Source organism: Sorangium sp. So ce1335 (assembly GCF_051521615.1).
Classification (GTDB): Bacteria; Myxococcota_A; Polyangia; order Polyangiales; family Polyangiaceae; genus Sorangium.
Window position 1 is genome coordinate 6,760,133 of record NZ_CP150363.1, and the last position, 18,625, is coordinate 6,778,757.

Genomic DNA, 18,625 nt, shown 5'->3' on the forward strand with positions numbered 1-18,625 from the left:
GCGCGCGGACGCCGCGCGGCGGGTGCGGCCGCGCCAAGACGCTGCCGTCAGTCGGCCCGGCGGCGCTGCGCGATGTCCAGCGCCGCCGTGATCATCGCGGTGAGCTGCGTGTCCGAGACGCTCTCGCTCGGGAGCACCACGAGCTCGGCGCCGATGCGCCGCGACAGCTCCAGGAACCCCTCGGGGTCGAACGCCCGGACGTCCTGGGTCATCACGATCGCCAGCGGATTGAGCCAGGCGGCGCTCCCGCGCAGCGACACGAGGTCGCAGGCGAGCAGATCGGCGCCCTCGACGAAGACCAGCCGGCGGCAACGCTCGGCGAGCTGCTCGCTCGCGCTCACGATCAGGACGACCGAGGCCGACGCCGTCCGCTTGCTGCGCCCCGCAGGGCGCGTCGGTAGTTCTCGCGCGCTCATTGCAGCCCCGATCAGCGCGCGATGAGCGGGCGCCCATACGGGATCGGCCCGGAGCGCGGCGCCCGAGCCCGCTCGCGCGCCTCCTCGTCGAGGGCGAGGTCCATGAGGAAGGAGCCCAGCGGCAGCCGGAAGTCCCGGTCGTTCGGCTTTGTCGCGTAGAACGCGAGGAGCGAGAGCACGCTCCCGATCTGCGCCGCGGCCGGGTCGTCGCTCGCGACGAAGCGATCGGCGAGCGTGCAGAGCTGCCGGAAGAGCGGCCCGCCCGGGAGCGGGCCGGGGCTGCACATGGCGAGGGTGCCGCTGCCTCGATAACCGAGCTTCCGGCGCTTCCTGGCGGGGGTACGGGACGGGGGTACCATCGTCATGATCGCTGCCCAGGTCGACTGTGAAGAGTGGAGTTGCCCCTCGCGGAGGCCGACCTGCCGCGGGACGCTCTCCGATTACTAAAGAGCAGCCGGAAGAGAGTCAATCGGAGAGGACGGGGCGGGCCGGGAGCGCGAGAATTTCTGCGGAATGGTCCCCCGTCCGAGCATCGCGTGGGTATACGTCACCGCATGAAGGCAGTCGTGCTCGCCGGCGGCAAAGGCTCCCGGCTCCGCCCCTACACCGCCCTTATCCCCAAGCCGCTGATGCCGATCGGCGATCACACGATCGTCGAGATCCTCCTCCGGCAGCTCGCGCGCGCCGGGGTGACCGACGTGGTGATGTGCGTCGGCCACCAGGCCGCCCTCATCGAGGCCGTCGTCGGCGAGGGGAGCCGGTACGGGCTGCGCATCTCCTACCAGCGCGAGGAGACGCCGCTCGGGACCGTGGGCCCGCTCCGGGTCATCGAGCGCGACCTGCCGGAGCGCTTCCTCGTGATGAACGGCGACATCCTCAGCGACATCGACTTCGCGGCGCTCCACCGCACGGGCGAGGCGGCCGGCGCGCCGCTCGCCGTCGCCGTGTGCGAGCGCGCGTCGAAGATCGACCTCGGGGTGCTCGACCTCGACCCCGAGGGGCGCGTCGTCGGGTTCCGCGAGAAGCCCACGTACACGTTCTGGGTCAGCATGGGCATCTACGCGATGAGCCGCGACGTGCTGCGCTTCATCCCGGAGGGCCGGCCGTTCGGGTTCGACAACCTGATGCACGCGCTGCTCGACGCGGGCGAGCAGGTGGCCACCTTCCCCTTCCGGGGCCACTGGCTCGACATCGGCAGGAGCGACGACTTCGCCGAGGCGCAGGACGAGTTCGAGAAGAACCGGCAGCGGTACCTACCGGATTGACGCGGCGAGCGCCTCGCACACGGCGTCGACGTCGGCGTCGTGCATGCGCGGGTGCAGCGGGAGCGTGAGCTCGCGGCCGGCGATCGCGTCCGTCCGCGCGAGCCCCTCCTTGCGCACCCGGTCCGAGGCGCCGTGGTGGGAGAAGCGGTGGATCGGCGTGTAGTGCACGCTCGTCTGGACGCCGCGCGCCTTCATCGACTCCATCACGGCCTCGCGCGAGGTGCCCTCGGGCAGGAGCACGGGCATGAGGTGGTGCGCGCTCTCCCCCACCCCGCGCGCGTAGAAGTCGCGGTACGGGAGCCCGACGCCGCGCACCCCGGCGAGGCGCTCGTGGTAGCGCGCCACGAGCGCGCGCCGCCGCGCGTTGCCCGCCGCGAGCCGGCCGAGCTGCACGAGGCCGATGGCGCTGCGGATCTCGTCGATGCGGTAGTTCATGCCGGCGTCGACGACGTCGTAGGTGAACGCGTGCCCCTTGTGCCGGTCGAGGGTCAGCGTTGTCATCCCGTGCGCGCGGAGGAGCCGCATGCGCGTGTGGAGCGCGTCGTCCCGCGCGATCACGGCGCCCCCCTCGCCGACCGCGAGGTTCTTGTTCGAGAAGAAGCTGAGGCAGCCGACGTCCCCGATCGTCCCGAGCGCCTTGCCCCGGAAGGTCGCGAGCGGCGCGTGCGCCGCGTCCTCGACCACGGCGATCCCGCGCTCGGCCGCGATCGCGCCGATCGCGTCCATGTCGCACGGGTAGCCGGCGTAGTGGACGACCGCGATGGCCTTCGTCCTCGGCGTGATCTTGCGGGCGACGTCGGCGGGGTCGATGCCGAGGTCGCCCTCGCCCACGACGTCGGCGAGCACCACGCTGGCGCCGCAGAGGAGCGCGGCGTTGGCGGTCGCGACGAAGGTGAGGCTCGGGCAGATCACCTCGTCGCCGGGGCCCACGGAGAGCGCCGTGTACGCGAGGTGGAGCGCGGCGGTGCAGTTCGTCACGGCGAGCACCCTCGGGGTGCCGAGCGCCTCACCGAGCTTCTGCTCGAACTGCGCCGTGCGCTCCCCCATGGTCAGCCAGCCCGACGCGACGACCTGCCGCGCGGCCTCCGCTTCCTCGGGCCCGAACGAGAGATCGCTGAGAGGTATCTTCCACATGGCGTTCCATCCATCCAGGCGGCCACCGCTGCGCGCGGCGGCAGCGCTCGACGCGGCGTCGCGCGGTGTCGACGACGTCAACGTCCGATTGCGTCAGGTAGCGTCAGATTGCGTACTCGCGGGGCCGGTAGTCGGCGAGGTGGCGCTCGACGTAGGCGTACGTGCGCGCGAGCCCCTCCTCGAGCGACACGCGCGGCGCGTAGCCGACGAGCTCCGCGGCGCGGCGGAAGTCGGCGAGCAGCACCATGACCTCGCTCGCGTCGGGGCGCACCCGCGCCTCGTCGGTCACGAGCTCCGCGCGCTTGCCGGTCACCTCGAAGATGAGCCGGACGAGATCGCCGATCGAGATGGCGCGCCCGCTGCCCACGTTGAGCGTCTGCCCGACGGCCCGCGGGCTCGATCCGACGAGCAGGAAGCCCGCGACGGTGTCGGTCACGAAGTTGAGGTCGCGCACCGGCGCGGTGCTCCCGATGCGGAGCGCGGCGCTGCCGGCGGCGAGCTGCTGCATGACGCTCGGGATGATCGCGCGCGACGACTGCCGCGGGCCGTAGGTGTTGAACGGCCTGATCGTCGCCACCTCGAGCCCGAACGAGAGGTGATAGCTCTCGGCGAGCTTGTCGGCGCCGATCTTCGTGGCCGAGTACGGGGACTGGCCGGTCAGCGGGTGGGCCTCGTCGATGGGCGTGTAGCGCGCGGTGCCGTAGGTCTCGCTGGTCGACGTGTGGACCACGCGCGCGCCGTGCTCGCGCGCGGCCTCGAGGACGTTCAGCGTGCCCTGCACGTTGGTCGCGACGTACTGCTGCGGGGCCACGTACGAGTACGGGATCCCGATGAGGGCCGCGAGGTGGAAGACGACGTCGGCGCCGCGGACGAGCGACCGGACCGCGCCTGCGTCCTCCACGTTGCCGGGGACGACCTCCACGCCCGCGAGGACGTCCTCGGGGAGCCGGTCGAGGTGCCCGCGCCGCGAGCTCGATGTGTAACGGACGAGCGCCCGCACGCTCGCGCCCTCCCGGACCAGCGCCTCGACGAGGTGGCTGCCGATGAACCCGCCGGCGCCGGTCACCACCACGCGCTTGCCGCGATAGAAGCCTTCGCTCACGGCGGCGTGCGTGGCCCCTGCGGGTTCGCGCGTCAAGCGCGGACCGACGCGGCGCGCCGGTTTGCGCTCGGCGACGCCGGCCGGCGCGGGGCGCGACCCGGCGCGCAGCGCAGGCTGGGCCGCGGCGCGACCGGGCCGCGCGGCGCGGCGGGGCCGCGCGGCGTGGGCGCGTTCACTGGATCTGGATCTGGTCGGTCGGCGTGTTCCCCGCCCCCTCCGTCGTGCCGAGCTCGCGGTGCACGCAGAGCCCCTGCTTGCAGTAGGACTCCGGCGGGCTCTTGCAGTCGACCCTGGGCTCCTCGCACTTGCCCGTCTTGTAGCTCTCCGCGAGGGGCTTGATCTTGTCGAAGGTCGCGTTGCTGATGGGCTTCGCGCAGCCCGGCCATTCGCTCTGGCGGCAGTCGGCGTCCGTGTTGCAGTGCTGCGCCTTGTTCACCATCTCGAAGGCGTCGCCGCGGATCTTGTCGCACTCCTTGGGGTCCATCTTGCTCTCGCAGCCGGCGAGCAGCGCGAGCAGGACGAGGCCTCCGGCGAGGCGGAGCGAGGTTCGAGCTCGGAAGGAGGCCACTGCAGGCCGCCCCCGTCGAGGAGCACACACGGTCATTCAGGGTTCTCCCGGTCAAGGTCGCCCTTCCGCGCCGGAAGGGGAGCGGCTTGCGCCGGGACCTTCGTATCACGGCTGGATCCAGGCGCGCATCTGGCGTAGCCCGTCGGCATGGAAGGTCCTCGAGGAGGCTCCGGGGCCGGCGGCCCCGCGCACGGCCGCCCTGGTGCCGCTGCCCGCAGCTCCCTGCGGGTGCTCACGCTGAACATCTGGAACCGCCACGACCCGTGGGAGGCGCGCCTCGGCCTCATCCGCAAGGGCCTCCGCGAGCTCGCGCCCGATGTTGTCGGGCTGCAGGAGGTGATGTGGTACGAGGGTCGGTCGCTGGCCGACAGCATCGCCGAGGGGCTCGGCTACGAGGTCGCCTTCGGCCCGGCGCACGACCTCGGCGGCGGCGTGCTCTTCGGCAACGCCGTGCTGTCGCGCTGGCCGATCGCGCGGAGCCAGGCGTTTCCGCTGCCCACGGGCGAGACCGACGAGAAGCGCTCGGTCCTTTTCGCTGAGCTCGCGTCGCCGCACGGCGTGCTCCCGTTCTTCGTCACCCACCTGAACTGGAAGTTCCACCACGGGGCCGTGCGCGAGGCGCAGGTCGCGGCCGTGGCCGAGGTCGTCATGCGCGAGGCGCCGATGGAGGGCCTGCCGCCCGTGGTCGTCGGCGACTTCAACGCGCAGCCCGAGGCCACGGAGATCCGGTTCATGAAGGGGCTGCACGCCCTGAACCAGAAGAGCGTGTACTTCGCCGACACGTTCGACCAGACGGGCGCGGGCCCGGGGTTCACCTTCGATCCCGTGCGGAACCCGTTCGCGGCGGTCACGAACGAGTACCCGCGCCGCATCGACTACATCTTCGTGCGCGGCCCGGACAAGCAGGGGCGCGGCAAGCCGCTCGCGTCGCGGGTCGTCTTCGAGGAGCTCGAGGACGGCGTCGCCGCCTCGGATCACTACGGGGTGCTGTCGGAGATCTCGATCTGATCCAGCCCGCCGGACGGTGATGCTGGGAGCACGGGCCGCCCAGCGCCGCGGCGGTCGCGACAGCAGGCGGGCAGGACGGCGGTTCGACGGGTCGTCCGGCAGCAGGCCCGCCCCGGTCGCTTCGAGGATCCCCTGGCCGCGTGTACACTGCCGTCATGTCGACCCCTCGAGCCCCGGGCGACGACCCGCCGAGCCCGCCCGACGTTCCCGGCGAGCGCTCGGCCCCCTCGCCCGCCGCGCCCGTGCGCGTCGGCCCGGTCGTGCCCGACGCGCTGTCGCTCATCGGCGGCACGCCGCTCGTCCGCCTCGCCCGCATCTCGCCCGACGGGGGCGGCGTCATCTACGGCAAGCTCGAGTCGATGAACCCGGGCGGCAGCGTCAAGGACCGGGCGGCGCTCGGCATGGTGCTCTGCGCCGAGCGCGAGGGGGCGCTCAGGAAAGGGTCGACGATCGTCGAGGCGACGAGCGGCAACACGGGGATCAGCCTCGCGATGATCGCCGCCGTGCGCGGCTACCGGTGCGTGGTGGTCATGCCGGAGGACATGAGCGTCGAGCGCCGGCACATCCTCCGCGCGTACGGCGCCGAGATCGTCCTCACGCCCGAGGGCCAGGGCATGGCCGGCGCCGTGGCCCGCGCGGTCGAGATCTGCGAGGCGACCCCGGGCGCCTGGATGAGCCGGCAGTTCCAGAACCCGGCGAACCCCGGCGCCCACGCGCGCGCCACCGGCCTCGAGATCCTCGCGCAGACCGGCGGCGACATCGCGGCCTTCGTCGCCGGCGTGGGCACCGGCGGCACGCTGACCGGCTGCGGGCGCGTGCTCAGGGACCGGCTCGGCGCCGCGGTCCGCATCTGCGCCGTCGAGCCGACGAAGAGCGCCGTGCTGTCGGGGCGAGGCGCCGGCCCCCACGGCATCCAGGGCCTCGGCCCCGGCTTCGTGCCAGCGATCCTGGAGCGCTCGCTCATCGACGAGATCCTCACGGTGACCGAGGCGGGCGCGTCCCGGATGGTGCGTCGGCTCGCGCGCGAGGAGGGGCTCCTCGTCGGGCCGAGCTCCGGCGCCAACGTCCACGCCGCCGTGGAGATCGCGCGCCGGGTCCGCGGGACGATCGTGACGGTGCTGCCCGACTCGGGCGAGCGGTACCTGCTCTGAGCCGCGCGGCGCGGCGCGCTGCCCGCGCGCCGGGCTCAGGGCGACGGAGGTGCCCCCGGACGAGCAGCCCGGTGGCCGCCGTCGTGGAGCGGTCGCAGCTCGTCTGCCGCGTGCGCGCCCCCCGCGCCGCGGGCGACATCGTGGATAGCCCGCTCGACCACCGGCTCGTGCAGCGCGAGAAGCCGCGTCGGGGCCACGCCCAGGACCGCGGTGAGCGCGACCGTGGCGAGCAGGAACGCGCGCTCGCGCAGCGCGAGCGCCTCCACCGCCGGGCCCAGCCGGTCGCGCCTGGGCGGGCCGAGGAAGGCCCGCTGAAACGCCCGGAACAGCGTGATCCCGTCGATCGCCGCCGCCGCCAGGGCGAGCACCGCCAGCACGGGGTGCACGTGCAGGATCCCGTGCAGGAGCAGGTCCTCGCTCACGAACGAGAGCGCCCCCGGCATCCCGATCGTCGCGCACGCGAGCAGGAAGAAGAAGGCGGCCATGCGCGGCATCGGGGCCACGAGGCCGCCGAGCTCCCGCGCGTCCGTCGTGCCGGCGCGCGCGTCGATCGCGGCGATGACAAGCGCGAGACCCGTCGTCGCGATCGACGACGCGACGCTCTGCAGGAGGGCGCCGCTCACGCTCTCCGGGTTCAGCGTGGCGATCCCGAGGAGCACGAGCCCCTTCTGGCTCGACACCAGGTACCCGAGCATGCGGCGCAGATCGGTCTGGGCGAGCGCGAGCACCGCGCCGTGCAGCGCGCTGATCAGCCCGATGACGGCGAGGACCGGCATGCCCTCGGCGAAGCCCGCGGGCAGGAGCTTCACCCCGACGCGCAGGAGCACGCAGACGCCGACCTGCATCTCGGCGAGCAGGACGGTGACGCCGAGCGGCCCCCGCTCCAGCAGCACGGGCAGCCAGCCATGGAACGGCACGGCGGCCATGCGCATGAGCACCGCGATCCCGACGAGCGCGAACAGGGGCGACTGCCACGCCTCGGGGACGCCGACGCGCGAGATCTCCTCGACGTCGAACGGCAGGGCAGCGCCGCGGCGCGCGGCGAGCACGGCCATGGCGCCGAGGGCCGCGACGAGCGGCGCCGTGCCGCCCAGCAGGAAGATGCGGCAGGTGCGCCGGAGGAGCGGGTCCCCCTTCCTGGCGACGAGGCGCTCCACCGGCACGAGCGCGGCCATCCATGCCGCGGCGAGCAGCGCGAGGTCGAGCGCGCAGAACACGCCCAGGATGGCGCTCCCGGTGGCGAGCAGCGCCGCGGCGGTGGGCCGGTCGAGCGCGGCGCGCGGGCCCCCGGCGACCAGGGCGAGCAGGACGAAGCCGAGCAGCGGGAGCAGGGCGGCGCTGTAGCCGTCGAGGCCGAGGCGGAGGCGCGCTCCGAGGAGCGGGAGGGCGGGCCCTCCGGCCGCGAGCGCGACGCCGGCGCGCGCGAGCGCGAGCGGCGCGAGCGAGAGGAGCAGGGTGATCGCCGCGCCGGCGAGCGCCACGCGGCGCGCGCCCTCGTCGCTGCGCGCCCGGGAGGCGAGCAGCGCCGCGGCCGCGGGCGCCGCGAGGAGCGCCGCGAGGAGCGGAAAGGCGCTCACGATCGGGCCCGCTTCGCGCCGCGCGCCGGGTGCTGCAAGGCCATGGCGCGCGCGGGCGCACCGCGCGCGTCCTCTTCGCCGTACTCGGCGTGTTCCCCGTGCCCCCCGGGCTCGGCGACGGCGCGCTCGGGCAAGCCGCTCAGCGCCGCCACCCAGCGGCGCTCGATCCGGTCGAGCAGGCGCCCGAGGCGCATCAGCGGCGCGGCGACGAGCCGCTCCTGCAGCGCCTCGAGGTGGAAGCGCTCCAGCGACAGCCAGTACGCGCGCCGCACGAGCGCCGCGGGCAGGAGCCGACCCGCCACCCCGAGCGGCGAGAGCGGCTCGCCCGCGTGCGCGGCCCGGATCTCCTGCGCGTCGCGGAGCGCCGAGGGGGCGCGCAGCATCTGCAGGCAGCGCAGGCACGCGTGCGCGAACAGGTGGACGAGCGCGAGCCAGTAGAGCCCGAGGCCGATCTCCACGAACATGAGCCCCACCTGCGTCATGGTCGCGTGCGCGAGCGCGCTCTTCACGTCCGCCTGGACGCGCCCCACCAGGGTGCCGTAGACGGCCGTCGCCGCCCCGACGCAGGCGATCACCGCGCTCGCCGCGGGCGCGCGCTGGAGCAGCGGCGCCGCGCGCAGCATCAGGTACACCCCCGCGTGCACCGAGATCGCGCCGTAGAAGAGCGCGCTCGACGGCGTCGGCCCCTCCATCGCCCGCGGCAGCCAGCTCCCCAGGGGGAACTGGGCGCTCTTGCCCATGGCCGCGAGCAGCAGGCACAGGGCGAGCGCCGTCGCGGCCCCCGGCCCGAGCGGCGCGGCCGCCCCGGGCCACGGCGCGGCGCCGAAGGCCTCGCCCCACTGCGAGGAGCCGGCGACGTCGTGCATGAGCACGGCGCCGCCGAGCAGCCCGACGTCGCAGAGCCGGTAGGTGACGTAGACGCGCAGGGCGGCCCGCGGCGGCGCCGAGCGCTCGTGGAAGAAGGCCACGAGCAGCACGCTCGTCGCGCCGACGAGCTCCCAGCCGGCGAACAGCAGATCGATGGTGCCCGCCGAGACGAGCGCCAGCATGCCCGTCGAGAACAGCGCGAGGAGCAGGAAGAACCGCGCGAACCCCGCCTCGCGGTGCAGGTAGGCCACCGAGAACCGGCCGACCAGCAGCGCGATCAGCGAGACGAGCACCATCATCGTCGACGACAGCCGATCGACGAGCAGGACGACCTCGAACGCGTAGCCTCCGGTCTCGAACCAGTGGCAGAGCGTCACCGGGGTGAAGGCGTGGGGCGCCGCGACGGCGGAGGCCCAGATCACCAGCGAGGCCGCGAGCGAGAGCGAGAGCGCGGACAGCACGACGCGCGACACGACGCGCTCGCTCGGCGCGCGCAGGAGCAGCAGGTAGGACCCGAGCGCGGCGAAGGCCGCCGCCGGGGAGAGCACGGCGAGCGCGGCGAGCTCGCCGAGCAGCACGTCAGACAGCATGGCCGATGACCTCACGGGGCCGCGTGGACGCGGCGTGGACGAGCGCGGGCGGGACGAAGCCGGACCTGCCGGCGTACCAGTCGGCGGAGCGCTGGACCGCCGGCAGGGGGTGATCCGGGGGAGCGAACGGCGCGAAGCCGCCCCCCGTGAAGCGCGCGATCCGGCGCGTCGCCGGGTCGACGCAGGCGAGCTGGATCCAGCCGTTGCCGATGAGCTCGCGGAGGGCCGGCTGCCGCGCGCAGAGCGCGGCGGCCGTCTCCGTGCTCGCCTCCACGACGACGAGCAGGCGCACCGGCTCGTGGATCTCGATCATCTGCCTCGGCAGCCCGGTGCGCAGGTCGCTCAGCGACCCCTCCATGACCCCGAGCAGCGAGGCCAGGTTGTGCGGCAGCTTGGTGCCGGCGCCGTAGCGGCGGTTGTCGACGCAGGAGAAGTAGTACTCCAGGTTGATCCCTGCCCCGACCGGGCCGACCGCGAGCAGGACGCGCTCGAGGATCGCGCCCGCAGGATCCTGCGTCGGGTCGTACGAGACGAGGAACGCCCTGCGGTCGAGGAACAGGCCGCGGGTGAGCGCGCGGCGGCCGACCACGCAGACGGCGTTGGTCACGTGGCCGAGCTCGGGCCGGGCCTCGCTGAGATCCGCGGCGCGCGCCTCCACGTGCGCGAGCGCCCGCGCGGGGTCGCCCTCGCGCGGCGCCGACGCGAACCTCCGGCAGCGCTCGTGCGCGTGCAGCTCGCGCGCGGCGTCGAGGGCGCTCCGCAGCGCCGCGAGCTCGCCGCGGTGCGACGCCGGCGCGAGGTGCTCGTCGTAGAGGACGACCTCGTCCGTGGTCGTGTTGTTCATGCCGCCGACGAAGAAGGTCCCCTCCGGGACGTCGATCCCGCGCGCGGCGAGCAGGGCGCGGACCTCGGGGTCGTTCGCGAGGGCCGCGAACAGCCGCGCGTTCGGACCGCCGTGCCGGCCGCCGCAGGCGCCGCAGTCGTACGCCGACTGGTGCGGGTTGTTCACGCTCGTCGATCCGTGGCCGAGCACGGCGACGACCGGCGCGAAGCCGCGCGTGAGCCCCATGTTCTCGAGCGTGGCGGCCACCCGGGCCGCCTTGTCGGCGGCGGTGAACGGCCTCCCCTCCCCGCCCGCCGCGGAGCCCTCGTCGTGCGGGCTGTGGAGCCGCGTCGTCACCGGCGGGAGCAGGCGCCGCTCGAGCGCGCGGCGCAGCCGCGCCGTCGCCCGCGGGAAGAGGGTGCCCGCGACGAGCGGCACGGTGGAGAGCAGGCCCAGGGTCGGCGTGAGCAGCACCCCGCGCGCCATGGTGCGGGTGCCGCGCCCCAGCGCGTGGAGGAGCCGCGCCCATCGCTTGCGGCGGGCCTGCCGGCGCCGCGCCGCGTCCGGTTCGTGGGGCCGCTCGACGACCTCGTGCGCCGGCTCGACGCCCACCGGGCAAAGGCTCACGTGGCCGGCGTCGTCGAGCCCCCGGTAGCGGATCGGCACGCCGAAGAACCCGGCCACGCCGAAGGTCTCGTGCCGCGGCGAGAGCTCCTCGACGTGGCGCCGGAGGCCCTCGCAGCGGTCGTCGATGCAGAAGGCGACCTGGAAGCGGGGCTCCCTCACGGCGCGCTCCTCCTCCGGGCGGCGGAGGTTCGTGGCGACCGCGTGCAGCACCTCGACCCGGTGGTGACGCTCGTAGGCCTCGTGCAGCACGCGTCGGCGCGCGATCCCGTCGAACGCCTCGAGCGCCCCGAGCGCCCCGACGCGGTCGGCCGTCGAGAGCGGCTCGATCTCGGCGGCCGAGAGGCCGGCGAGCTGGGCGAGCTGGAACAGGAGGAACGGCCGGGCGTGATCGGGCGACCGCGCCGGCGCGGCGGGAGGCCGCGCGGCGCGCCGCGCGTGATCGACGAGCCCGGCGAGGGGCCCCTCGTACCCGAGCCGCCGGCGCGCGACGTCGCGCAGCGCGCACCGGGCGAGGGTCAGGCGCACGGCGAGGTACTCGATCAGCGACGCGGGCGGCGCGCCAAGCGGCCGGTCGCTCGGGGTGTGCTCGAGGCGGTGGATCATGCCGGCCCAGCCCGGCAGCTCGAGCAGCACGCGCGTCGCGTACGCCTCCCAGCGCTCCTCGGCGACGCCGAGCTCGTCGAGGGCGCGGGCGGCGATGGCGGCCGGCGACAGCCCCTCCGCGTCGACGCGGCGGAGCTCCACGTCGAGCCCCGCGAGCGCCGGGGCGGCGGGGCGCGAGCCCTCCAGGACCATCTCGCGGAAGCAGCGCCAGAGCCCCTGCGCCCGGTCGGGCATCGTCCAGTGCGCGACGCCCTCGTCGAGGTAGGCGCAGAGGAGCCGGATCAGGAGCGGATCGGTGAGCTCGGCCGGGTCCTCGCCCGTCAGCGCGAGCAGGAGATCGCGGTGCGAGCGATCGGTGCCCGCGCGATCGACCACGGGCGGCTCCGCGGGCGGGGCGGGCGGCAGCGGCGCGGCGCGGCACGCGTCCCAGAGCGCGAGGGCGGCGCGCGACTCCGGGTCGCGGGCGCCTCGCTCGAGGAGGCCCGCCGCGACCTCGGGGCGCCCCTCGAGCCAGCGCTCGGTGCGCTCGACGATGCGCCGGCGTCGCCCTTCGGGCACGTCCGCCCGGAGCCTGCGCGTCTCCCCCGCCTCGGAGATGCGCCACAACAGGCCCGCCGCGGTCTCTTCCTCGATCGGGTGGCGCAGCGCGATCCGCTCGATCTCATACCGCGACAGCGGCATTTTGCACCCTTGACGGCGCTCGTCCGGATGCGCGGCGAAGCGCTCGGAGAGCGCCGCCTCGAGGTCCTCGTCGTCGATGCGGCCCGACGCGATGTGGGCGCAGTAGTCCGCCTCGGAGAGGTACGGCTCGGCCTCGAAGACGGCGCTCGCCGCGGCCACCGCGTCGTGGAAGGGCAGGTGCTGGAACGCGTGCAGCGTGTTGTGGTGGACGAACACGCCGATGGGCCCCTGCGCTGGCAGGAGGTGCCCGACGCGCTCGATCGCGGCGCACAGGCGCTCCTCGCGGGCGGCGCCCGCGCGGAGATCGTGAGAACGGTGGCTGCTCATGGCGATCCCGGACGAGGGTTGTTCTGGAGAGCCGCCCGCGCGCGCCCCTCTCGCGCCGGTGGGCACGCCTCGAGTCAGCGACCGACTACGGGGGTGATGAACCCCCTCTTCCTCGCGGAGAGCGGGTGTGACGACATCTGGGAATGATCGCCGAGCCCCGCGAGGGTCAGGGTCCGCCCCTGGCGCGCCATCGTGCTCTTCAGCTCATGCAGGTTGGACATGACGGTGTGATCGACGAGGCGGGCCTCCGAGAGGTCGATCTCGATGTTCGAGGCGTCCGCGTACGTCGCGAGCCGCCGCTGGATGCCGAGGTAATTGCTGAACACCGCCGCGTGTTTGACGCGCAGCACGACCCGCCCTCCCTCGGCGCGCGCCTCCAGCTCGGGCCGGAAGAGGATCCGCAGCGGCGCGCCGTTGATCAGGTGGATGAGCAGCTTCACGAGGATGCCGGCCGCGACCCCGGCGAGCAGATCGGAGGCGATGCACAGCGCGGCCGTGGTGGAGAAGATGATGAGCTGCTCCCTGCCGATGCGGAGCGTCTTCGCGAACTCCCTCGGTGACGCGAGGCGGACGCCCGTGAAGGTGAGCATGGCGGCGAGCGCGGCGAGGGGGATCCGGTGGATGAGCCCCGGCGCGAAGGCGACAAAGATCAGGAGGAAGGTGCCGTGGAAGAAGTTCGACAGGCGGCTCTTCGCGCCGTAGCCGATGTTCGCGGAGCTGCGGACGATCTCGGAGATCATCGGAAGCCCGCCGAGCAGGCCCGCGATGAGGTTGCCTGCGCCCGTGGCGAGCAGGTCCTTGTCGAGGTCGGAGCGGCGCTTCTCCGGATCGAGCGAGTCGACGGCCTTCGCGGACAGGACCGACTCGATGCTCCCGACCAGCGAGAACATGACGATGTACTTGATCGACGCGGGCGCGCCGACGTGGCTGAAGTCCGGAAAGACGATCGCCTGGAGCAGGTTGCCCGGGAGATTGACCAGGAAGCTCGGCCCGATCACGTACGTCGTGTGGGTCGCCGCGAGCGTGTACGTGTGCTCGTGCTCGAGGTCGAAGGCGTAGGCGAGCGGCACGGAGACCGCGAGCACCAGCATCGGCGCGGGGATCTTCTGCATCCACCGCGCCCTCGTGGCGACGAGCGGATAACCGAAGAGCAGGAGGAGCGAGAGGACGCCGATCGCGGCGATCTCGGGGTTCAGCCGGGACACGCTCCGCGGGATCTCGAGCAGCAGGTGGACCGGCTCCTTCGCCGCGGGCGTGACGCCGACGAGCGTGTGGAGCTGCTTCGAGCAGATGATGATCCCGATGGCCGCGAGCATGCCGTGCACGACCGAGGAGGGGAAGAAGTCTCCCAGCTTGCCGGCGCGCGCCAGCGCGAAGGCGATCTGCGTCACCGCGGCGACGACGATGCAGGCGAGCGCGCGGCGGTAGCCGATCGCGTTGTCTCCGCCGCCGAGCTCCTGGACGGCGCCCAGCGCGATGACGATGAGGCCCGCGGCGGGCCCCTTGATGGTCAGCGGCGCACTTCCGAGCCAGGTGGCGATCATGCCGCCCACGACGGCGGTGAGCACGCCTGCGATGGGAGGAAATCCGCTCGCCATCGCGATGCCCAGGCAGAGCGGCAGGGCGATCAGAAAGACGAGGAACCCTGAAATCAGGTCGCTCTTCCAGGTAGAAGTCACGGGCGTGCTCGAGATGCTCGACGTGGACATGCGGTGCTCGGCCTCGGAGTGACGGGCCTTGAGTGGGCCCGCTGTTCGTCAGGACACGCCCCAGGACGGGACGACACGGCGCCAGGTTCCCGCTCCGGGTGACGAATTTCGTGCGATGCGCCGGAACCTGCGCGTGGGTACGTTCCGTCCCAGGGGCGCCGATGCACAGCGCTGCCCCGATCCAGGTGCCGCCGCTCGAGGTGCCGCCGCTCGCGCCGCGGACGCGCGGGCAGCGGGCGCTACCCCGCCGTCCATTCCACGCTAGAGTCCAGGCCCTCGACGCTCCAGGCGATCGAGCGGCCCTCATGACCGGATCGCTACCCATCCCCGGCGAGTCGCGCGCGCAGTTCGAGTCAGCGGTGCGCCCGGCGCTCCCGCGCCTGTATCGATTCTGCGTCTCGCTCTGCGGCGCTCGGGATCAGGCGGACGATCTGTTCCAGAACGCGCTGCTCAAGGCGTACCTGAACGCGGCGTCGTTCGAGGGGCGCTCGGACCTCGGGGTCTGGCTCTGCGGGATCGCTCGAAACGAGTACCTGGAGGCGTACCGCACGGAGGCGCGGCGCCGCGGCCTGCTCGATCGGCTGGTCGAGGCGTGCACCGAGGTGCTCGGCGTGATTCCCCGCGCCGCGGTCACGAGCCCCGAGGAGATCGCGATCCTGAGCCAGGACACGGGCGTGCTGCTCGCCTGCCTCCAGGAGATACCGGAGGAGTTTCGCACCGTGGTGGTGCTGTGCGATATCGAGGATCTTGGTTATGATAGCGTGGCCGATGTGCTCGGGATCCCCAAGGGGACGGTGAAGAGCCGCCACGCCCGCGGGCGCGCGCGGCTACGCGATGCCTACGAGCGCCTGGCGGCGCGACGGATCGTCGCGGCGCGGGAGGAGGAATCGGCGTGAGCGGACACGATCACGATCTACCTCCGATTCCGCCGGACCTGGCGGCGAGCATGCGGGCGCTGCGCTCGATGAGCCCGTCGGAGGCGCTCGTCGAGCGCGCGCTGGGCAAGCTGCCGGAGCAGCCGGCGCGCCCTGTCACGGACGGGGGCGACCGGGCGCAGCGGGCGGGCGGGCGCTGGGGGTGGAGGGCGCTCGTCGCGGCGCCGGCGCTCGCCGCGCTCGCGCTCGCCGTCGTCATGGCGGTCGACCGGTGGGCGAGCTCTCCGGCGATCGAGCGCTCCGAGGAGCGCGCGGTCGCCCTGCCAGACGACGGGCACGCGTGGATGCACCTCGATCTGTGGACGCATCGCCACGCGGACGAGCCGGCGGTGGTTCACCTCGAGGTGCCCGAGCACGTGCGCGTGCGGCTGCCCGACGGCGAGGGCGGGGCGATGGAGCAGCACTGCGAGCAGGAGCGCTGCTCGCACCGGGTCACGCGATACCGTGGCGAGGCGCCGCTCAGCGTGGCCGTGGCCCAGCCGGGCCGCTACGAGATCCACGTCCGCCACGAGTCCAACGAGGCGCGCGTACGCGAGCGCTTCGTCGTGACCGCGGTGCGCGACTGAGCCGGAGCGAGCCTGGGGGGCCGCGCCGCGGTCAAGTCCGCTGCTCGGCGCGCTTGGCCTCGTCCCAGTAGCCGTCGAGCTCCTCCAGCGTGAGCGTGTCGTCCGACGCCCTGGCGGGCCAACCGCCGTGCCGCTCGACGACCCGCCGCTCGACGTGCTCGAAGCGCCGTGTGAACTTGTCGATGGTCCGGCGCAGCGCTCCCTCGGCGTCGACGCCGGCGTGGCGCGCGAGGTTGCCGAGCGCGAAGAGCACGTCGCCGAGCTCCTCCTCGATCGCGCGGGGGTCGCCGCTCTCGAAGGCCCGGTCGAGCTCCCCGAGCTCCTCCTCGACCTTGGCGCGCGAGCCCCGCGCGTCCGGCCAGTCGAAGCCGACACGCGCGACCTTCTCGCCCACCCGCTGCGCCCGCGTCAGCGCCGGCAGGCTGCGGGGAACGCCGCCGAGCACGCCGCGGTCCTTGCCCTGGCGGGCCCGCTCGGCGGCCTTGATGCGCTCCCAGTTCTGGAGGACCTCGTCGGTGTTCTCGGCGCTCTCGTCGGCGAACACGTGGGGGTGGCGCCGCACGAGCTTCTCGCAGATGGCCGCGACCACATCGTCCGGGCCGAACGCGCCCTCGGCACGGGCGAGCTCGGCCTGGAAGACGACCTGGAGCAGGAGGTCGCCGAGCTCGGCGCAGAGCTCCTTGCGGTCGCCGCCGTCGATCGCGTCGATGACCTCGCAGGCCTCCTCGAGCACGTAGCGCCGGAGCGTCGCGAAGCTCTGCTCGCGGTCCCACGGACACCCGTCGGGCGCGAGGAGCCGCTGCATGAGCTCGACCAGGCGCGGGAACGTACGACCGGCCTGCTCGGCGAGCGGCGGCGCCTCCACAGGCTCGAAGGGACGAGGCATGCGGAAGCTACTAGCGCAAACCGTCCCCGCTGAGGAGACGGGGCGGCCCAGCGGGGGAACGGGACGAGCCGGACGGGGGCGGGTGGGACGGGGGCCGCCGCCGAGGCGGCGGCGCGGCTGCTGGGGGTCAACCTGGTTGAGGGTCAACCTGGATTCGCGGGCCGTGGCATGCGAAAAGTGCAGAGGTGGTCGGATTCTGGCGGCGAGGGCGCCCATGAAGAGCGCAGGCTATGTGGTGCTGTTCACGATCGCCGGGTGCTCGCAAGGGGTGTGTCGGAGCATCGGGAGCACGCCGGGCACGGCGCCGAGCCCAGGGCACTCCGCGGCGGAGCCCGTGATGGCGGCCCAGCCCGACAGCGGCGAGCAGGAGGCCCTGGAGGAGCAGATCGCCCCGCTGCGAAAGGGTGGGCGCCACCTCATCGCGGAGCCGCCGGACGACGCGGAGGAGGCGGCGTACATCGCGTGGGTCGCGGCGGCGGGGCTCGCTGCGCAGCACAAGCAGCCGCCGCCGGCTCCGCCACTGGGGTTCGCGCTGCGGGCGATCCCCGGGCGCGACCTGTGGGTGCTCTCGGAGGAGCCCAAGGAGAAGAAGCGCCGCCGCGGAGCCGCCGCGGTCGTGCTGCGCACAGGGGAGGCGGCGCCGCTGATCGTCGAGGCGCCGCACACCTTCTTCGACCGGGGTACGCTGCCCGTCGCGCTCGCCGTGTTCGACGCGCAACGCGCGCGGGCGCTGGTCTTCAACACGTCGCACCGGTACGGGGGACACCCCAAGCCGGTTGACGCCGCCGGCGAAGACGAGGGTGCGGAAGAAGGGGGCGGTGGGGGCGGCGAGGGCGCGGGGGAAGAGGTCGCGCACGGCGAGACCACCGGCGGGGGCGCTCTCGGCGCGGGCGGAAGGGGCCAGGGTGGGGGCGGCGGCGGCGCTCAGGGAGGGAGCCGTGCTGCCCGCGCGCGGCTGGCTCCGTCGCTGACCTTTGCGGACGTGGCGCACGCGGAGCGGTCGTTCTTCCTGTCGGCGCACCGGGCCCTGCTCCAGAGCTTTCCCGGCATACCGGCGGTACAGCTACACGGCTTTCAGGACAGCTCGGCGGCAGACGCCGCGGCCATCGCCAGCGCCGTCGGGCCTGGCGCCGACCTGGAGCGGCTGCTCGCCCCGCTACGGGCGGTCATCAGCGACGGGAAGGTCCTCGCCTACCCCGCCGACATCGACAAGCTTGGCGGCGCCACGAATGTACAGGCGCGCTGGTCGAGGCAGATGGGTGCGCCGTTCTACCACCTCGAGCTGTCGCGAACGCTGCGCGACAAGCTGGTAGAGGACGCAGAGTTCCGGCGGCGCTTTGCGGCGGCCCTCGCGGGAATCGCCACGGGAAAAGGTCGGTGACCCAACCCGAGGTGACCCGACCTGGGTTGGCCCGGGGTGACCCGACCGGGGTTGGCCCGGGGTGACCCGACCGGGGTTGGCCCGGCGGCGGTGACCCGACCAGCGGTGCCCCGCTCCGGGTTAGTCCCGCGTGACCCGCCCCAGGTTGGGCAGCGAGCGAGTAACCCGAGTGGGCTTGGTACAGCGGGAATGCGCCCACGTGGGCCTGGATGACCCGACCCACGTTGACCGGTCACGCCCGCATGTCGACCAGCAGCTCAGCAGCGCTCAGGCCGAGACCACACCAACCCAGACCTGACACCGGTGCATTCGCGCTCAGCGTGGCACATCACACACGCGTCCCTGTACGCAGCAGCACGTGAGAATGCTCTGCCGCCACGCTCCGCACGCGCGGCGGACGTGTCCTTCG

16 protein-coding genes are annotated in these 18,625 nt (G+C 73.7%); 6 read left to right on the top strand and 10 right to left on the bottom strand.

All coding sequences use genetic code 11. The features are described 5' to 3' along the window. Positions 1–47: 47 nt before the first annotated feature. A complete protein-coding gene (locus WMF24_RS25025) occupies positions 48–416 on the bottom strand; it encodes a hypothetical protein (RefSeq protein WP_437729893.1) in 369 nt (122 codons plus the stop codon). Positions 417–427: 11 nt separating this feature from the next. Continuing rightward, positions 428–781 (bottom strand): hypothetical protein, encoded by a 354-nt coding sequence (locus WMF24_RS25030; protein WP_437729894.1) that lies wholly within the window; start codon positions 779–781, stop codon positions 428–430. A 189-nt stretch (positions 782–970) separates the two neighbouring features. On the opposite strand from WMF24_RS25030, the gene WMF24_RS25035 reads away from it, so the two are divergent. Further along, positions 971–1,681 carry a nucleotidyltransferase family protein gene (locus tag WMF24_RS25035; protein ID WP_437729895.1) on the top strand — a complete coding sequence of 237 codons (711 nt, stop codon included), beginning with the start codon at positions 971–973 and terminating at the stop codon, positions 1,679–1,681. On the opposite strand, the gene WMF24_RS25040 is transcribed toward WMF24_RS25035, so the two are convergent. The 3 genes from WMF24_RS25040 to WMF24_RS25050 form a co-directional block, all read right to left on the bottom strand. Beyond that, on the bottom strand, positions 1,670–2,815 hold the full coding sequence (locus tag WMF24_RS25040; RefSeq protein WP_437729896.1) for a DegT/DnrJ/EryC1/StrS family aminotransferase: 1,146 nt from the start codon (positions 2,813–2,815) through the stop codon (positions 1,670–1,672). The genes WMF24_RS25035 and WMF24_RS25040 overlap by 12 nt on opposite strands. Positions 2,816–2,918: 103 nt before the next feature. Continuing rightward, entirely contained in the window at positions 2,919–3,917 is a 999-nt protein-coding gene (locus tag WMF24_RS25045; protein ID WP_437729897.1) for an SDR family NAD(P)-dependent oxidoreductase, read from the bottom strand. A gap of 172 nt (positions 3,918–4,089) precedes the next feature. Continuing rightward, a complete protein-coding gene (locus tag WMF24_RS25050) occupies positions 4,090–4,485 on the bottom strand; it encodes a hypothetical protein (RefSeq protein ID WP_437729898.1) in 396 nt (131 codons plus the stop codon). A 147-nt stretch (positions 4,486–4,632) separates the two neighbouring features. On the opposite strand from WMF24_RS25050, the gene WMF24_RS25055 reads away from it, so the two are divergent. Both WMF24_RS25055 and cysK read left to right on the top strand, forming a co-directional pair. Then, positions 4,633–5,493: an endonuclease/exonuclease/phosphatase family protein gene (locus WMF24_RS25055; RefSeq protein ID WP_437729899.1), complete on the top strand. Its 861-nt coding sequence runs from the start codon at positions 4,633–4,635 to the stop codon at positions 5,491–5,493. A gap of 260 nt (positions 5,494–5,753) precedes the next feature. After that, positions 5,754–6,644, top strand: a complete 891-nt coding sequence (gene cysK / locus WMF24_RS25060) for a cysteine synthase A (protein ID WP_437738852.1) — start codon at positions 5,754–5,756, stop codon at positions 6,642–6,644. Between the two features lie 35 nt (positions 6,645–6,679). Here the strand turns inward: cysK and WMF24_RS25065 are convergent, their stop codons facing one another. The 4 genes from WMF24_RS25065 to WMF24_RS25080 all read right to left on the bottom strand — a co-directional run bounded on the left by WMF24_RS25065 (position 6,680) and on the right by WMF24_RS25080 (position 14,448). Next, complete coding sequence (locus WMF24_RS25065) at positions 6,680–8,221, bottom strand: complex I subunit 4 family protein (protein ID WP_437729900.1); 1,542 nt, start codon at positions 8,219–8,221, stop codon at positions 6,680–6,682. Then, positions 8,218–9,678, bottom strand: a complete 1,461-nt coding sequence (locus WMF24_RS25070) for a proton-conducting transporter transmembrane domain-containing protein (RefSeq protein ID WP_437729901.1) — start codon at positions 9,676–9,678, stop codon at positions 8,218–8,220. Before WMF24_RS25070 ends, WMF24_RS25065 begins: the two co-directional genes overlap by 4 nt. Further along, positions 9,668–12,739, bottom strand: a complete 3,072-nt coding sequence (locus tag WMF24_RS25075) for a YbcC family protein (protein ID WP_437729902.1) — start codon at positions 12,737–12,739, stop codon at positions 9,668–9,670. The genes WMF24_RS25070 and WMF24_RS25075 overlap by 11 nt, the downstream gene beginning before the upstream one ends. Positions 12,740–12,813: 74 nt before the next feature. Then, a complete protein-coding gene (locus WMF24_RS25080) occupies positions 12,814–14,448 on the bottom strand; it encodes a SulP family inorganic anion transporter (RefSeq protein WP_437729903.1) in 1,635 nt (544 codons plus the stop codon). 305 nt (positions 14,449–14,753) lie between these two features. Between WMF24_RS25080 and WMF24_RS25085 the strand changes: the two genes are divergently transcribed. Together WMF24_RS25085 and WMF24_RS25090 are read left to right on the top strand one after the other, a co-directional pair. Continuing rightward, the gene (locus WMF24_RS25085) at positions 14,754–15,344 is read left to right on the top strand and encodes an RNA polymerase sigma factor (protein ID WP_437729904.1); all 591 of its coding nucleotides are present in this window, start codon (positions 14,754–14,756) and stop codon (positions 15,342–15,344) included. Continuing rightward, the gene (locus WMF24_RS25090) at positions 15,341–15,949 is read left to right on the top strand and encodes a hypothetical protein (RefSeq protein ID WP_437729905.1); all 609 of its coding nucleotides are present in this window, start codon (positions 15,341–15,343) and stop codon (positions 15,947–15,949) included. Before WMF24_RS25085 ends, WMF24_RS25090 begins: the two co-directional genes overlap by 4 nt. Before the next feature lie 31 nt (positions 15,950–15,980). On the opposite strand, the gene mazG is transcribed toward WMF24_RS25090, so the two are convergent. Then, a complete protein-coding gene (mazG, locus tag WMF24_RS25095) occupies positions 15,981–16,835 on the bottom strand; it encodes a nucleoside triphosphate pyrophosphohydrolase (protein WP_437729906.1) in 855 nt (284 codons plus the stop codon). A gap of 214 nt (positions 16,836–17,049) precedes the next feature. Between mazG and WMF24_RS25100 the strand changes: the two genes are divergently transcribed. Beyond that, positions 17,050–18,216, top strand: coding sequence for a hypothetical protein (locus tag WMF24_RS25100; RefSeq protein WP_437729907.1), 1,167 nt, complete (start codon positions 17,050–17,052; stop codon positions 18,214–18,216). Positions 18,217–18,625 lie beyond the last annotated feature (409 nt).

Bases quoted from the DNA above. Each gene is read 5' to 3' on its own strand.
- WMF24_RS25025 (WP_437729893.1), bottom strand. From the start codon at position 416: ATGAGCGCGCGAGAACTACCGACGCGCCCTGCGGGGCGCAGCAAGCGG.
- WMF24_RS25030 (WP_437729894.1), bottom strand. From the start codon at position 781: ATGACGATGGTACCCCCGTCCCGTACCCCCGCCAGGAAGCGCCGGAAG.
- WMF24_RS25035 (WP_437729895.1), top strand. From the start codon at position 971: ATGAAGGCAGTCGTGCTCGCCGGCGGCAAAGGCTCCCGGCTCCGCCCC.
- WMF24_RS25040 (WP_437729896.1), bottom strand. From the start codon at position 2,815: ATGTGGAAGATACCTCTCAGCGATCTCTCGTTCGGGCCCGAGGAAGCG.
- WMF24_RS25055 (WP_437729899.1), top strand. From the start codon at position 4,633: ATGGAAGGTCCTCGAGGAGGCTCCGGGGCCGGCGGCCCCGCGCACGGC.
- WMF24_RS25070 (WP_437729901.1), bottom strand. From the start codon at position 9,678: ATGCTGTCTGACGTGCTGCTCGGCGAGCTCGCCGCGCTCGCCGTGCTC.
- WMF24_RS25075 (WP_437729902.1), bottom strand. From the start codon at position 12,739: ATGAGCAGCCACCGTTCTCACGATCTCCGCGCGGGCGCCGCCCGCGAG.
- WMF24_RS25080 (WP_437729903.1), bottom strand. From the start codon at position 14,448: ATGTCCACGTCGAGCATCTCGAGCACGCCCGTGACTTCTACCTGGAAG.
- WMF24_RS25085 (WP_437729904.1), top strand. From the start codon at position 14,754: ATGACCGGATCGCTACCCATCCCCGGCGAGTCGCGCGCGCAGTTCGAG.
- mazG (WP_437729906.1), bottom strand. From the start codon at position 16,835: ATGCCTCGTCCCTTCGAGCCTGTGGAGGCGCCGCCGCTCGCCGAGCAG.
- WMF24_RS25100 (WP_437729907.1), top strand. From the start codon at position 17,050: ATGAAGAGCGCAGGCTATGTGGTGCTGTTCACGATCGCCGGGTGCTCG.